Consider the following 13,080-nt stretch of genomic DNA (forward strand, 5'->3'; position numbering starts at 1 on the left):
TCACAGGGATCCCTCTCAGCGATCCGATGAATTCTACGATGAACCAGATTCTCAGGAACTCATCTTATCTCTATGATTTTTCAGAATTATTTTCCATGAACGGTCCATACTCCCACCCACCACCGAGCGCCCGATAGAGAGAAACGAACGCCGTCGCGACCTGTATCCGGTTTGCGGAATACGCTGCCTCTGCGGCGAGGGCCGCGGTTTCGGCGGCGTCGACCTGCAGGAAATCCACAGCACCCTGGCTATAGCGTACACGGGCGATAGCGACGGCCTTCCGGCTTTCCTGCCAGGCCGTCTGCGTCTGCACCAGACGCTTCTGCGACTGCGCATAGGCGGTTAGAGCATTGTCCACCTCGTTCCAGGCGGTCGTGACCGTATGGCGGTAGGCGAGAGCCGCGTCTTTTTGCTCGGCCTTGCGCAGGGCCAGCGTTCCTCTCAGGCGGCCGCCCTCGAATAGCGGAACCGACAGCGTCGGCCCCGTGGCAAACTGTCGTGAAGGCAGCGAGAAGAAGCTGGCCGCTGACAGGGTTTGCGTTCCCATCTGCCCCGTCAGCGTGATGTCAGGATAAAACGCAGCAATGGCCACCCCGACACCTGCCGTCGCCGCATGAAGGCGCGCCTCAGCTTCGCGAATATCGGGGCGACGGCGCGCCAGAGCCGATGGGAGGCCTATCGGGGCATTGGGCACAATACCGGGCATCGTTCCGTCATGACGCGCCAGCTCATCGGACAGACTACGCGGTGGCTCGTCAAGCAGCAGACCGATCGCATTGATCAGGGCGCTTTCGGCGTTGCGCAGGCTGGGCAGAGCAGAGGCCGTATTGGCCTGCTCAGTACGTGCCTGGGCAAGATCGAGCGTTGTGGCTGCACCATTACCGAAGCGGGATTCGACAAGCGCGACATCATGGTCCGACACTGCCATATGACGTTCGGTGATGCCGATCTGATCCTGAACGCCCCTGAGCTGCATATAGCTATCGACGAGCGTGGCCAGCGTACTCAGGGCAAGGCCGTGCCGTGCCTCGACTGCGGCTTCCTGTGTGGCATGCTGAGCCTCCACAGCACGTCTTATCTGCCCGAACAGGTCGAGATCCCAAGAGGCGCCAAGCGTATTCTGGAAAAAATCGTATTCGTTCGGTGCGCCTGCACGCGGCTGCACCAGCGAGATAAACCCTGTTTCACTCTGATGGGTGCGCGCATAGGACCCCGCCCAGTTCAGGCTGGGCAAACCCTGAGCGGCGGCGATACGCGTTTGCGACCGCGCTTCTGCAATACGCTGCATGCCGCGTTGCAGGTCGATATTCTGCACGGCCAGCCGGTCGATCAGATGGTTCAGTTCCGGATCGTTAAAGCGCTTCCACCACGCAATATCGACCGGCCCACCATAGGTGGTACCCGCAACATCCCGAGGCTCGGCCTCGAAATCTGAGGGTGAAATCACATCCGGGCGTTTGAAGTCCGGCCCAAGCGTACACCCCCCCAGGCCGAGCAGGCCGATGCCCGACGCAGCCAGGATCACGCGGCGACGCGGGGCGCCATATCCGCGGAACACGGCGCTCATCGCGCCGTAATTCCTGCCGTGCTGTGCTTTTGCTCGTTCACAACGTTTTCAAGATGCGTATCGACGGTGGTCTCGACCGAAAAACCCATGCGCAGCAGCTTCGCGAGGGGTTGACCGGGTGCCACGACAATCTTGACAGGAAGGCGCTGAACGATCTTGGTGAAGTTGCCCGTGGCGTTCTCGGGTGCGATCGGCGCAAAGGCTGCACCCGAAGCCGGCGGAATTGAGTCCACAATTCCATCGAGATCCATATCGTAGGCATCGACATGGATACGCGCGTGCTGGCCGGGGCGCATGTGCCGCAAGGCAAGTTCACGATAATTCGCCATGATCCAGAGCTGGTCCATGGGCACAAGCGCCATCAACGCGGCGCCCGGTGAGACGTAATTGCCTGACTGGACCGTCTTCTCACCGACCATGCCATCGAACGGGGCGCGTATCTGCGTATAGGACAGGTTGAGCTCATCCTGACGTACGACAGCATGATCGATCCTGAGCGCACGCAGGGCCGCTTCGTGCTTGGCTTTCAGGATCGGTATCTCTGCCTGTGCGGCGACAATACGCGCTTTCATGCTGCGCAGATTGGCCTCCATTTCGCGCATGGAGGCATCCGTCATCTGACGCTCCTGAGCGGAGCCGGCCCCGGTCTGGGCGAGGTTGTGATAACGCTGGGCATTCTGTCGGGCATAGACAAGTTGCGCCTCTATGCGCCCTGCCTCCGCCTCGCTCTCCTCGATCATGCTCGGCTGACGCTCGACAGCCGCCTGGGCATCGAGCACGAGTGCTTCGTCACGTGACAGTTCTGCCCGGCTGCGGGTCAAGGCAGTCTCGTAATCGCGCGGATCGAGCCTGGCCAGAACCTGCCCCGCCCTGACGCTCTGGTTGTCATCGACAAGCACCTCGATCACCTGTCCGGGCACACGCGGGGCGATCGTGGCATAATGCGCGGTCACATACGCATCATTGGTCCATACCTTGCGGTTCGGCACGAAAATGATCGCGAGAATGACACCGCAGAATATCACGAGGATCAGGCCTGTGACATAGAACGGCCATTTGGCGGGGCTGCTTTGCTGATCGTCTGAAGCCATGGGTCAGGATTTTTTCTTCACGAACATAAGTCGGGGGGGATAGGTGCGCTGGGGAAGCAGAATGACCCAGGCCATAAGAAAGACTGTGATACCGGCAATGATGAGATAGGCATCGGAGAGTTCCAGCACCGCGGTCTGATGCGCCACCTGATATTTGAATGTCGGGAGTGCATCGGGGCTGCGCGGGGTCCCGTCTGGCAGTAGCGGTGCCGGACGCTGCAGGGGGATGGCATTGGCCTGAAACGTACGAAAACGGTCGACGCCGATACGGTCGACGATACGATCCGAGTGCAACCCACCGCGCCGGCGATGGATAAGCTGGAGCATCCACACACCGATCGCCTGAGAGACGGCGCGCGGCGTATTGACCATCGCAGAGGCAAAAGGGCCTTCAGCAGGAACGAGCGAATTGGTCGACATCATAAGCAGAGGCATCACGATCATCGCTTCGCCTGCGCCCATGAAAATCTGCCACAGATAAAACTCGTTGCGGTTCCAGCCCACAGTCAGAAAGCTGTCGCCTATGCACGCCATACAGATCAGACACATGCCCAGCAGGCTGACGACGCGGCTATCGACAGACTTGCTGTTGAGAACCACAGCCATGAGTGGCAGCATGATGAGCTGGATACAGGCAATTTCGAGCGTGACCGGATAGATCTGCTCGGGACGATAGCCCGCGACTTCCTGAAGGAAGGTCGCCGGCAGGGTGGATGAAGCCAGCGATACGACAAGGAAAATAAGCAGCGTTGTCGCCCCGTAGGCGAAATTGCGGCGCCCCAGAAGCTGTATGCGGAACAGCGGCGTATGCTGCTCCCACTCGTTGATGACCAGAAGCGGTATGCACACCCCGGCGACGAGCGCCATGACGCAGATCGCAGGCGAATTGAACCAGTCGAGACGGTCGCCCTGCTGCAACATCGTCGAGAGCGCGCCGAAACCGAACAGGATAAGAAGCGCGCCTTTCCAGTCGAAATTGCGTATGCGTTTATAATTGGGTTCTTCGGGTGCGATGCCGTACCAGATAAGCGAAATCGCCAGACTGCCGAACGGCACGGCCTGCCAGAACACGAAACGCCAGTCGACAAGATCGGTCCACAAGCCGGCCAGAGCCGTGCTCAGATTGGGGAAAAATGTCGCGGTGAGGGAATAGGCCGCAAGACCGTACAGGCGCACGGGCGGTGCAAGCACGCGAAGGGCAACGAGCAGCAGCAGCGGCACGGCAAAGCCGCCCGCAAGCCCCTCGATGATCCTGAGGCCATATAGCAGGGTCAGATTATGGTTGAACGGAATACAGGCGGCTGAAAGACTGGCTATGATCGCCACGACAACCGCAAATCGACGCACGCCGAAAGTCAGCGCCATCCAGGGCGCGAGAGACATGCCCATGACTTCGGCAGAGAGATACAGGCTGTTGAACCATGTTCCCGGATCGTGGCTGATGCCGAGGCCACCCAGAATATCCGGAAGCGACTGGGACGAAACCTGCTCATTGAACTCGGTCGTCATGGCAAGAACGATCACACCTGCCAGACCAAAATAGGCGCGTCCCTGTTTGGTCATGCGCGCAGCATCGTATCGGTGAAACGCGTCATGTCGCAGAGGGGAAGCATCGATCCTCTATCGGGCGAAAGCCAAGGAGTTGGCAATCTTATCGATGTTAAATTTTGAATTAAAGTTAATCGTCAGGATAGATGACACTCCCACCCGACGTCACCCGACGTCGCCGATAACGCCCTGAAACGACGGCTCTGCAGAAGAAAATACCGGACGCATTAACCAAGAAGGATATATCGCGGTAACGTCTCGTTGAGGCAGGAGGTCCGTATGCCCCCTGCCCGTCTCTTGCCAGAAAATATGGCGGCGGTTCAGGCGCAATTGGCGAGAGCCGCAGCCTGACGCGCACGTGATTCGACTGCGTCCGCGTCGAAATTGCCTGCCGTCAGCCACGAACCACCAACACAGCTGACTGCCGGGTGGGCGAGCCACTCTGCCGCGTTCCCTTCGGTAATGCCGCCGGTCGGACAAAAACGCACCTTACCGAAAACAGCGGCAAGGGCCTTGAGCGCAGGCAACCCGCCATTGGCCATGGCCGGGAAGAACTTGAACCGGCTCAGACCCAGATCGAGCCCGCGCATGATATCGCCTGCATTGGCCACGCCGGGTAACAGAGGCACATCGTGTCGCTGCGCTGCCGTTGCGACCTCCTGGGTCAGGCCTGGGCTGACGATGAACTGAGATCCGGCATCGACGGCACGCGCCAGGTCATCTCCGTTGAGTACCGTTCCGGCCCCGACATGGGCTCCCTCGACCTTTGACATTTCCTTGATAGCCTCGATTGCGCAGTCGGTGCGCAGCGTGACTTCAAGCGTGGTCAACCCGCCCGCGACCAGCGCCTGCGCGATCGGCCGTGCCAGAGACAGGTCCTGTATGACCAGAACCGGAATGACCGGACAGCGTGTCATCACCGAGTCGAGAAGCGTGGTGTCGAGCATTCAGGAATTCCTTATCGAGTTCTGCGGCGTGACTGTCGATCACGTCTTCCATCGCCGCAAGCATTGCCGAGCCCCCCTTCTCCGCCGTGTCGGAACGACTGCGCATAAGGGTGAAAAGCTCACGTCCCGTCCCCAGCCCGGCAGGAGGCGGAGTAGCGGGCTGACGCCTGCTCCAGACGGCGGGGTCTACAAGCGCCTCGATCTGCCCGCGACGCGCGCAGATACGGAGCATATCGCCATCTTCGATGAGCGAAATCGGGCCGCCGGACTGTGCCTCAGGGCAGATGTGAATGGCCGCAGGCACCTTGCCACTGGCGCCGGACATACGCCCGTCGGTCAGCAGCGCGACGCGATAGCCCTTGTCCTGAAGGACGGCAAGGGTCGGCGTCAAACGGTGCAGTTCGGGCATGCCATTAGCGTCCGGTCCCTGAAAGCGCATCACGACAATAACATCGCGATTGAGTTTACCGGCCTTGAAGGCCGCAATGACATCTTCCTGCCTGTGAAAAACCGCTGCCGGAGCCTCGATTGTCTGACGATCCTCATCGACAGCGCTTGTCTTGTAGATCCCGCGGCCGAGCGACCCTTCGACCAGACGCATACCGCCATCCTTGCGGAACGGCTCGGTGGTATCGCGCAGTACGCTTCTGTCGGAGGAAGGACGCGCAGCGCTGTACAGAAGCGCTTCGCCCTCAAGACGCGCACGACAGGCGTAATCGGGATAGCCGCCTTTCGATACCGTGAGAATATCCTGATGCAGCATGCCGGCTTCACCCAGAGCTGCGATCAGGGTCGGCAATCCGCCTGCTTCCTGCATGGCATTCACATCGGCAGAGCCGTTCGGATAGGCACGCGTCAGAAGCGGCACGGCAGCAGAAAGCGCATCGAGATCGCTCCAGTCGATGCAGATACCGGCAGCGCGCGCGATTGCCGGGAGATGGATCGCATGATTGGTCGAACCGCCTGTAGCAAGCAGACCGACCGCTGCATTGACGATGGCTTTTTCATCCACCATCTCCGCCAGAGGACGATGATCCTCCCCGGGCCGCGAAATCTCGATCAGGCGATGGACAGCCTTGCGATTGAGCGCCTGGCGGATACGCGTATTGGGATTCCAGAAAGCGGAATCCGGCAGCATCAGCCCCATCATCTCGACCATCATCTGGTTGGTATTGGCCGTGCCGTAGAACGTGCAGGTTCCTGCGCCGTGATAAGAAGCCGCTTCGGCCTCCATCAGCGCTCCGGAATCCACCTTGCCCTCCGCATAAAGCTGGCGAACGCGCTGCTTTTCCTTGTTCGGCAGTCCCGAAGTCATCGGACCGGCAGGCACCAGAAGCGCAGGCAGATGACCGAAGCGCAAAGCACCCATGAGCAGACCAGGGACAATCTTGTCGCAGATGCCCAGAAGGGCCACGCCCTCGAACATGCCGTGGCTCAGCGCAATGGCCGTCCCCATGGCGATATTGTCACGCGACAGAAGGGACAGCTCCATGCCCTCCTGCCCCTGCGTAACGCCGTCGCACATTGCAGGCACGCCACCGGCGACCTGAAGTGTGGCCCCCTTCTCACGCGCGAAAAGACGCATCTGATCGGGATAGCGCGCATAGGGCTGATGCGCAGACAGCATGTCGTTATAGCTGGTAACAACACCGAGATTCACGCCACCGCCACGCATGAGCTGGGCCTTGTCCTCGCCCGAAGCCGCCATGGCATGCGCCAGATTGCCGCAGGCCATGCGAGGACGGGAGATCCCCCTCTGCCGGTTTCTTTCCATCAATGCGAGATAACGACGCCGCGACACGGCGGAGCGCTCGATAATACGCTCGGTGACGGAAGCAACGACGGGATGAACGGACATGGCGGCTCACTGCGAGTGTTGTTTGCTCGCGTTTTCGCGAGGTGGCCTGTTGTAAAGTTTCCGTGATCTATGGGTCAAGAGCGCGCGCGTAATATAATTTTCTAAAAATCACTGATTTTAGTTTTTAATAACAAACCGCATGCAACAGGCTGTTGCATGCGGAACACATCGCAATGAAAATGTCACAATTACGCGGGGTGACATGACGTTACGAGATTGAAACCCTCAATCACACTGTGCCATTTGCGAAAAAAACAGGAAGTCTTTCCGCCCTCAATTCTTTTCGCGAAAGTGACCAATGGCCATTTCCCGCATCCGCCTCCGCCGCGCTTCCATGCTGCTCGGTGCGACTGTCCTTGCTGGCGTCAGCGTTTCGGCACGCGCCGAAACGAACGCCACGATCCACCACAAGCCTGCCCATAAGAGCAGCGCAAAGCGTGCGACCCAGGCCCAGACAACACAGGGCCGCCCGGCACAGGCACGTACAGCGACCACCGGTGCGGCGGCCGCTCCTGCTGCGCTCGTCACTCCTGTGACCACACGCAGCCGGAGCCTGCGCAGCCTCTCCGACGCTGCCCCTGCGGGAAATGAAAGCATCACGGTCGTCGGTTCGGCGCTGAGTACGTCGAACAATACCAACGCGAACCCGGTGCAGATCATCACCGCCAAGCAGATCGCGCAGACGGGCGTCAACAACCTGTCCGACTTCTTCTCGCGTCTGCCTTCGGTCGGCTCCAGCGCGACAACGAATGCCGTAACCAATGGCGGTGGCGGCGTCTCCTGTACCGATCTGCGTAACCTCGGAACGAACCGCGTTCTGGTGCTGATCGATGGCAAGCGTACGACCATCAACGGCAACTCGAACTGCGTCGATCTCAACTCGATCCCGCTTCAGCAGGTTGCAGGCGTTGAAATCCTGAAGGATGGCGGCTCAGAGCTGTACGGTGCCGATGCCGTGTCCGGTGTCATCAACATCAAGATGCGTCACGATGTGAACACCGGCAACATCACCATGCGCGGCAGCATCTCGCAGTATGGCGATGCACCCGAAGGCATGCTTTCGGCGTTCAAGGGCTGGAATTTCGACCATGGCAGGGGCAACATTACCCTGTTCGGCCAGTACCTGACCTCGACGGGTGTCATGCAGCGCAACCGCGCCTGGGCCAACCCCGTCGCCCTGACGAACCCGGTTTCGGGCCAGCCATCCTATGGCTCGTCCTACAGCACCAATGGGACGTTCTATCCGGGCAACGATCCCTATACCACGCACGACAACGGCCAGACGGTTGTGCCTTTCACGAAGTCGGATCGTTATCCCTTCAACCGCGATTCCAGCCTGACCAACAACTATCAGGACTCCTCGCTCTCAGGTGACACGCATTACGATGTGAACAAGCACCTGACCGTCTATGCGAACGTGCTCTACAGCCATCGCACGACAAACAGCTTCATGGCGCCCGAGCCCATGTCGGGCTCGATCCCGCCCAGCACCCTGCCCAGTACGGTCGTTGTTCCCGGTGACTATCCCGGCAACCCGTTCGGTGAAGATACTACCGTCTATCGTCGCATGGGCGAATGGGGTCCCCGCCGTTACGAACGCGCCACAGACACTGTGACCGGCATGTTCGGCGCAAAGGGCGAAATCACCCATGGCTGGATGTACGATGCATCCTACACCTATGGCGTGAACCGCGAAAACGTCCGCAGCCTCAACATCGGCAACTACGCCAACCTGCTCAACGCCTGGGGCCTGCGCGCAGAAGATCCGGGCAATCCGGATACCGCCCTCGTTTACGACCCCAGTGTCTGTCAGGCTTCCGCGGGCTGCGAACTCTCCTCGCCATTCGGCAAGCTGACGCCGCAGGGCGCAGCGTATTCGAATTACACCACGGTCCAGAACATCCAGTACCAGTTCCGTGACACCAATTTCCGCGTGCACAACAACCACGTCGTGTCCATGCCATGGAAGAACGGTGGCGATCTCGGTATCGCGCTTGGTATGGAACATCGCAGTGAGCAGATGAGCGACAGCCCGGATCCGCTGGTGGCTCAGGGTGTTACGCTGACCAACACGCAGGCCTATACCGGCGGTGGTTTCAACGTTTCCGAAGGCTATCTCGAGGGCAAGCTGAACCTGCTCAAGAACGCCTTCCTCGCAAAGGATCTGACGATCGACGCACAGGGGCGTTACTCGTCCTACAACACTTTCGGCGCTGCGAAGAACTGGAAGGTTGCCATCAACTGGGCACCGAACCGTGACATCCGCTTCCGTGGCACACTCGGCACCTCATACCGTCAGCCGAATATCTTCGAGCTTTTCGGTGGCCAGCAACTGAGCTACGAAACCGCCTATGACCCCTGCTCGCAGGTCGGCACCTACGGGGCTGCTTCCGCAACGGTCGCAGCAACCTGCGCGCGTCAGGGGATCGGCCCGGGTTTCGAAATGCGTAACGCCGCACAGGTTCCGACCCTTCAGGGTGGCAACTCCCAGGTCAAGCCGGAAACGGGTCGCACCTACACGTTCGGTACGGTTCTGACGCCGCACTGGGTGCCGGGCCTCTCGCTGTCGGTTGAATACTGGCACTACACGCTCAAGAACATGATCAGCGCGATTGGCACGCAGTATCTGCTCGATCAGTGCTATACGGGCGCGAACACCAGTTATTGCGGCAATATCGTGCGTAATGCGCAGACGCAGCAGATCCAGACGGCCTCTGCCCTGTATGAAAATCTGGGTGGACTGCACACGAGCGGTCTCGACTTCGACCTGGATTACAGCCTCCGCCTTACGCGTCATGACCGCCTGAACCTGAGCAACAACTTCCAGCAGCTGATCAGCTATCAGCAGCAGTATGTGCCCGGCGGACAGTGGTACAATTATGACGGCCGCCTGCTGTACAACAACAGCACGGGCCAGCCGCGCGTGCGCGACTATGCAACCGCAACATGGCGCCATGACGATTTCAGCTTCACCTATATGATGAGCTATACGGGTGGCATGATCTGGAACGATCAGTCGGTCGATCTCGTCAAGGGAACTGTCGGTCGTTACAAGACGCCCGGTATCTTCAGCCACGACATCACGCTCGGCTATCAGCTGAACCGCTGGCAGTTCCAGGCAGGCGTGCGCAACCTGTTCGACAAGAAGCCGCCTTACGTTGTCGATGGCGCAACGAACACCAACGTGTTTCAGTACGGCAATCTGATCATGGGGCGTAATGTCTTCGTTCAGGCTGGCGTGAACTTCTGATCGCTCTCTCTCTTTCGTAACATCAGCAAAGCCCGGCATCTCAGGATGTCGGGTTTTTTTGTGCGATATCTCAAACATATTGAGACAGATCACACGCATTGGTGAGTTGCATCCCAGAAGCTGAGTGGGAATATGACGAATTCGTAAGAGTTTGGATGTAGTCCCATGGAAGTTGTGATTGGCGTCGATGTTGGCACAGGCAGTGCGCGCGCCGGAGTGTTTTCCCTCAGCGGACAGAAGCTCGCTTCCTGTGTGACCCCCACAAAGACCTGGCGTCCCGAGGCGGATTTCATCCAGCAATCCTCAACCGATATCTGGGCGGCCATCTGCAAGAGTGTCCGCAGCGCCATGAGCGCCCTCGACGGCAAGAAGCCCGTCGTGCGCGGTATCGGCTTTGACGCCACCTGCTCGCTGGTCGTTCTCGACCGCGAAGGTCAGCCGCTTTCCATCGATCCCGGCCAAGCGCCCGAGCAGGACATCATCCTCTGGGCCGATCACCGCGCGATGAAAGAGGCCGATGAGATCAATGCCGGAAACTATGAGGTCCTGCGTTATGTCGGCGGCACCATTTCGCCGGAAATGGAAACGCCAAAACTGCTCTGGCTCAAGCGCAACATGCCCGAGACCTTCGCTCAGGCGGGCTATTTCTTCGATCTGCCCGATTATCTGACGTGGCGTGCAACAGGCTCGGACTCACGCAGCTGCTGCTCGACCGTATGCAAATGGACTTACCTCGCTCACGACAAGGGCTGGGATGCGGATTATCTCCGCGCAATCGGTCTCGATGAGCTTGCCGACGAGAACTATCAGCGCATAGGGCAAGACGTGCGCTCGCTGGGGCAGACGGTCGGCGACGGCCTCAGCGTTGCGGCGGCGCAGGAACTCGGCCTGGAGGCAGGTATTCCTGTTGGCGTCTCGGCCATCGATGCCCATGCGGGCGGTATCGGGGTTATCGGTTCTGCCTCCGGCGAAACGGTCGATGATGCTGCTCTTGATCGCAGTCTCGCCCTCATCGGCGGTACATCGAGCTGTCACATGGCTGTCTCGCGCGACGCACGTTATGTCGCTGGTATCTGGGGGCCTTACTCGGAAGCCATGATCCCCGGCACATGGCTCAATGAAGCCGGTCAGTCCGCCGTCGGCTCTCTGGTGGATTTCGTAATCTCAAGCCACGCCTACGGACCTGAGCTCGCTGAAAAAGCGAAGGCCGAAGGACGTACGGTTTACGAACTGCTGAACGAACGTCTGGCCCAGCTCGAGCAAGGAGCCCTGCCTGGCTCCCTGACCTCGGCGTTCCATGTCCTTCCGGATTATCATGGCAATCGCTCCCCCCATGCCGACCCGACCTTGCGCGGCATGGTGAGCGGGCTCAGCCTGTCGGCAGGGTTTGACGATCTGGTCAAGCTGTATCTCGCAACAATCCAGGGCCTGGCCTATGGCACACGCGATATCATCCGCGCGCTCAACGCCAAGGGCTATGCAATCGACACGATTTTTGCGACGGGCGGCGGAACGAAAAATCCTGTTTTCCTTCGTGAACATGCCAATGCGACGGGATGCCGCATTATGCTGCCCAAGGAGCCGGATGCCGTATTGCTCGGTTCGGCCATTCTAGGTGCTGTCGCAGGCGGTGTTTACGACGACATGCGTGTTGCCATGTCGCAGATGACGCGTGTCGGTGCCGAGGTCGCGCCCGATCCCCGTACCGCACGCTACCACGATGCGAAATTTGCCGTCTTCCAGGCCATGCATGACGAGCAGATCCACCATCGCAGCCTGATGGCAGAAGCCCTCGCCCACTGAAAACGCCTTCCGCCAGAGCAGGAGATGCCAGAGCGGGAGTCGCCACACGGACCCGATTATCGACCCAGTAAGTTTTCACTTAACAGCCAGGACGAGTGGAATTCCACTTGCGGAGCTTGCCTATGGAAGCTGTCATCGCCACGCCGGAGCGGGTGAAGCGCAGATCGGGAGGAGGTATTTTTCTCTCCCCGGCTGTGATCATCCTGTTGATCTGGTCACTGATCCCCCTCGTCCTGACGCTCTGGTATTCATTCCAGAACTATAACCTCGTCGATCCCACGCTGAAGGGCTTCGCCGGCTTCAGTAATTACACCTATCTGCTGACCGATCCGGATTTTCTCTGGGCATTGCTGAATACGATCCTGCTCGTGCTCGGCGTTCTGGTGATCAGTGTCGGCGGTGGCGTACTTCTGGCTGTACTGTACGATCAGGAGTTCTTCGGTCGCGGTATTGCCCGCGTGCTGGTGATCTCCCCGTTCTTCGTCATGCCCACAGTCTCTGCACTGCTCTGGAAGAACCTGATGCTGCACCCGATTTATGGCGTTTACAGCGCCATGATGCGTGCAGTCGGGTTGCAGCCGATCGACTGGCTGGCGCACTACCCCATGCAGACGGTCATGATGATCGTGGCATGGGAATGGCTGCCCTTCGCCGTACTGATACTGCTTACGGCAGTGCAGTCGCTCGACCATGAGCAGAAAGAGGCCGCGCGCATGGATGGCGCAGGACCGATTGCGCGCTTTCGCTATATCATCCTGCCTCATCTGAGCCGTGCAATCACCGTCGTGATCATGATCGAGACGATCTATCTGCTCACGGTTTTTGCGGAGATTTCCGTTACCACCTCGGGCGGTCCCGGCGTTGCGTCCACCAACCTTGCCTTCCTCATCTACTCACGCGCCCTGCTGCAATTCGATATCGGGGGCGCTTCCGCGGGCGGCGTGATTGCCATCATCATCGCCAATATCATTGCAGCGTTCCTCGTTCGTGCGGTCGCCCGCAATCTGGAGGCGTGA

8 protein-coding genes are annotated in these 13,080 nt (G+C 59.4%); 3 read left to right on the forward strand and 5 right to left on the reverse strand.

What is annotated here, in order from left to right:
- Positions 1 to 70 precede the first annotated feature (70 nt).
- From NF685_RS05085 to edd, 5 genes are all read right to left on the reverse strand, one after another.
- The gene (locus tag NF685_RS05085; protein WP_252848864.1) at positions 71 to 1,567 is read right to left on the reverse strand and encodes an efflux transporter outer membrane subunit; all 1,497 of its coding nucleotides are present in this window, start codon (positions 1,565 to 1,567) and stop codon (positions 71 to 73) included.
- Positions 1,564 to 2,658, reverse strand: coding sequence for an HlyD family secretion protein (locus NF685_RS05090; RefSeq protein ID WP_252848865.1), 1,095 nt, complete (start codon positions 2,656 to 2,658; stop codon positions 1,564 to 1,566). The genes NF685_RS05085 and NF685_RS05090 overlap by 4 nt, the downstream gene beginning before the upstream one ends.
- A gap of 3 nt (positions 2,659 to 2,661) precedes the next feature.
- Positions 2,662 to 4,221 carry an MFS transporter gene (locus tag NF685_RS05095; RefSeq protein WP_252848866.1) on the reverse strand — a complete coding sequence of 520 codons (1,560 nt, stop codon included), beginning with the start codon at positions 4,219 to 4,221 and terminating at the stop codon, positions 2,662 to 2,664.
- Positions 4,222 to 4,526: 305 nt separating this feature from the next.
- A complete protein-coding gene (eda, locus tag NF685_RS05100) occupies positions 4,527 to 5,123 on the reverse strand; it encodes a bifunctional 4-hydroxy-2-oxoglutarate aldolase/2-dehydro-3-deoxy-phosphogluconate aldolase (RefSeq protein ID WP_252849068.1) in 597 nt (198 codons plus the stop codon).
- Positions 5,023 to 7,011, reverse strand: a complete 1,989-nt coding sequence (gene edd, locus NF685_RS05105; protein WP_252848867.1) for a phosphogluconate dehydratase — start codon at positions 7,009 to 7,011, stop codon at positions 5,023 to 5,025. Before edd ends, eda begins: the two co-directional genes overlap by 101 nt.
- Positions 7,012 to 7,309: 298 nt before the next feature.
- Between edd and NF685_RS05110 the strand changes: the two genes are divergently transcribed.
- The 3 genes from NF685_RS05110 (at position 7,310) to NF685_RS05120 (ending at position 13,080) form a co-directional block, all read left to right on the forward strand.
- The gene (locus NF685_RS05110; protein WP_252848868.1) at positions 7,310 to 10,261 is read left to right on the forward strand and encodes a TonB-dependent receptor domain-containing protein; all 2,952 of its coding nucleotides are present in this window, start codon (positions 7,310 to 7,312) and stop codon (positions 10,259 to 10,261) included.
- A gap of 165 nt (positions 10,262 to 10,426) precedes the next feature.
- The gene (locus tag NF685_RS05115; RefSeq protein WP_252848869.1) at positions 10,427 to 12,064 is read left to right on the forward strand and encodes an FGGY-family carbohydrate kinase; all 1,638 of its coding nucleotides are present in this window, start codon (positions 10,427 to 10,429) and stop codon (positions 12,062 to 12,064) included.
- Between the two features lie 122 nt (positions 12,065 to 12,186).
- Positions 12,187 to 13,080 (forward strand): carbohydrate ABC transporter permease, encoded by an 894-nt coding sequence (locus tag NF685_RS05120; RefSeq protein WP_222547305.1) that lies wholly within the window; start codon positions 12,187 to 12,189, stop codon positions 13,078 to 13,080.

The organism is Asaia lannensis NBRC 102526, from assembly GCF_024054035.1.
Taxonomy (GTDB): domain Bacteria; phylum Pseudomonadota; class Alphaproteobacteria; order Acetobacterales; family Acetobacteraceae; genus Asaia; species Asaia lannensis.

Excerpts from the sequence above, each read along its gene's own strand:
- NF685_RS05085 (WP_252848864.1), bottom strand. The coding sequence starts at position 1,567 with ATGAGCGCCGTGTTCCGCGGATATGGCGCCCCGCGTCGCCGCGTGATC.
- NF685_RS05090 (WP_252848865.1), bottom strand. The coding sequence starts at position 2,658 with ATGGCTTCAGACGATCAGCAAAGCAGCCCCGCCAAATGGCCGTTCTAT.
- NF685_RS05095 (WP_252848866.1), bottom strand. The coding sequence starts at position 4,221 with ATGACCAAACAGGGACGCGCCTATTTTGGTCTGGCAGGTGTGATCGTT.
- eda (WP_252849068.1), bottom strand. The coding sequence starts at position 5,123 with ATGACACGCTGTCCGGTCATTCCGGTTCTGGTCATACAGGACCTGTCT.
- edd (WP_252848867.1), bottom strand. The coding sequence starts at position 7,011 with ATGTCCGTTCATCCCGTCGTTGCTTCCGTCACCGAGCGTATTATCGAG.
- NF685_RS05110 (WP_252848868.1), top strand. The coding sequence starts at position 7,310 with ATGGCCATTTCCCGCATCCGCCTCCGCCGCGCTTCCATGCTGCTCGGT.
- NF685_RS05115 (WP_252848869.1), top strand. The coding sequence starts at position 10,427 with ATGGAAGTTGTGATTGGCGTCGATGTTGGCACAGGCAGTGCGCGCGCC.
- NF685_RS05120 (WP_222547305.1), top strand. The coding sequence starts at position 12,187 with ATGGAAGCTGTCATCGCCACGCCGGAGCGGGTGAAGCGCAGATCGGGA.